The organism is Spirosoma sordidisoli (assembly GCF_004138325.1).
Classification (GTDB): domain Bacteria; phylum Bacteroidota; class Bacteroidia; order Cytophagales; family Spirosomataceae; genus Spirosoma; species Spirosoma sordidisoli.
The window spans coordinates 1-2,500 of record NZ_SBLB01000023.1 but is presented as its reverse complement, the minus strand read 5'-3'; the positions used below and the strand labels follow the sequence as shown (position 1 = coordinate 2,500).

At 55.7% G+C, this 2,500-nt stretch carries 1 rRNA gene (cut by a window edge); it reads left to right on the top strand.

Annotated features, from left to right (window positions below):
- Positions 1–2,489 (top strand): 23S ribosomal RNA (locus EQG79_RS30830); it begins 348 nt to the left of the window's first position.
- The last annotated feature ends 11 nt before the right edge of the window (positions 2,490–2,500 follow it).

The following is a 2,500-nucleotide window of genomic DNA, read 5'->3' as shown; positions in this document are numbered from 1 at the left end:
AGGGTGAGAGTCCCGTTCTGGTCCGTGCGTTGGTGGGTTGGGGATCCTGAGTAGGGGGGAACCGGAGAAATTCCCTCTGAAGCAGCCGGCACCATCCGGTAAGGCTAAATACGTTCAGAAGACCGATAGTGCAGAGTACCGTGAGGGAAAGGTGAAAAGTACGGGGTGTACCCGGGTGAAATAGAACCTGAAACCAGACGCTTACAAGCGGTCGGAGCCCTCGTGATGGGGGTGACGGCGTGCCTTTTGCATAATGAGCCTACGAGTAACCGTTGCTGGCAAGGTTAAGTGTGTAGACACACGCAGCCGAAGCGAAAGCGAGTCTGAACAGGGCGTGCAGTCAGCAGGGGTTGACGCGAAACTTGGTGATCTACCCGTGGCCAGGCTGAAGGGGTGGTAACACACCGTGGAGGGCCGAACCGATAAGCGTTGAAAAGCTTCCGGATGAGCTGCGGGTAGGGGTGAAAGGCCAATCAAACTGAGAAATAGCTCGTACTCTCCGAAATGTTTTTAGGAACAGCGTTCCGTGTTACCGTCTGTGAGGTAGAGCGACCAACAGGATGCGGGGGAGTCACATCCTACCAACTTCTATTGAACTCCGAATGCGCAGAGGGGTGCGGGGCAGTGAGGGGCAGGGTGCTAAGGTCCTGCTCCGAGAGGGGAACAACCCAGACCACCAGCTAAGGTCCCCAAGTGAATACTAAGTTGAACAAAGGCGGTCCGGCTGCTGAGACAGCCAGGAGGTTGGCTTGGAAGCAGCCATTCCTTTAAAGAGTGCGTAACAGCTCACTGGTCGAGCGGGGCGGGCGTCGATAATAACCGGGCATCAAGTATTTCACCGAAGCTGTGGACTCATGCAAGAGCATGATGTGGTAGGAGAGCATTCTGTGGGGGGTGAAGCTGGGGCGTGAGCCGCTGGTGGACCGCACAGAAAAGCAAATGTAGGCATAAGTAACGAGAATGAGGATGCGAACTCCTCACACCGAAAAGCTAAGGTTTCCTCCGCGATGGCAGTCATCGGAGGGTTAGTCGGGGTCTAAGGGGCAGCCGAATGGCGGGTTCTGAGGGGAAGTGGGTTAATAGTCCCACACTATCCATGCAGGTAGTCTCATGACGGAGTGCCGGGGGTGTTGGGTCCTGACGGAATAGGGCGCTGAGTGGCGGCTTCGGCCAACACGAAACACTGAAGGGGCTTCCAAGAAAAGTGAGGGTGCGTCAAGCGTATGGATACCCGTACCGTAAACCGACACAGGTAGCTGGGAAGAATATTCTAAGGTGCGCGAAAGAATCATGGTTAAGGAACTCGGCAAGATGACCCTGTAACTTCGGGATAAGGGGGGCCTACCCAGTGATGGGAGGCTGCAGAGAAGAGGCCCAGGCGACTGTTTACCAAAAACACAGGACTCTGCCAAAATGAAAGTTGACGCATAGGGTCTGACACCTGCCCGGTGCTGGAAGGTTAAGGGGGGATGTTACCCGCAAGGGAAAGCATTGAACTGAAGCCCCAGTAAACGGCGGCCGTAACTATAACGGTCCTAAGGTAGCGAAATTCCTTGTCGGGTAAGTTCCGACCTGCACGAATGGTGTAACGATCTGGGCACTGTCTCAACCATGAGTTCGGTGAAATTGTAGTAGCGGTGAAGATGCCGCTTACCCGCCACGGGACGAAAAGACCCCGTGCACCTTTACTACAGCTTAATATGGGTTGCTGGTCAGGCATGTGTAGGATAGGCGGGAGGAGTTGAAGGGGCGTCGCCAGGCGTTCTGGATCCAACCTTGAAATACCGCCCTTGGCTGACTGGTGATCTAACCTCTTTTGGGGGACAGTATTTGGTGGGTAGTTTGACTGGGGTGGTCACCTCCGAAAGGGTAACGGAGGTTTCCCAAGGTTGGCTCATGCCGGACGGTAATCGGCAGGGGAGTGCAATAGCAGAAGCCAGCTTGACAGTGAGGCATACAGGCCGATCTGGGACGAAAGTCGGGTATAGTGATCCGGTGGTTCCGCATGGAAGGGCCATCGCTCAAAGGATAAAAGGTACGCCGGGGATAACAGGCTGATCTCCCCCAAGAGCTCACATCGACGGGGAGGTTTGGCACCTCGATGTCGGCTCGTCACATCCTGGGGCTGGAGAAGGTTCCAAGGGTTCGGCTGTTCGCCGATTAAAGTGGCACGCGAGCTGGGTTCAGAACGTCGTGAGACAGTTCGGTCTCTATCTGTGGTGGGCGTTGGATGACTGAGGGGATCTGTCCTTAGTACGAGAGGACCGGGATGGACCAACCGCTGGCGGATCGGTTGTCTGGCCGCAGGCACGGCCGAGTAGCTACGTTGGGATAGGATAAGCGCTGAAGGCATCTAAGTGCGAAACCGGCCCCGAGATGAGTCATCCGGTATAAAGGGGCGTTGGAGACGACGACGTTGATAGGCGGCAGGTGTAGGCACAGAGATGTGTTGAGCTGAGCCGTACTAATGGCCCCGGACGCGTGTGCTTCGCTTTGTCTG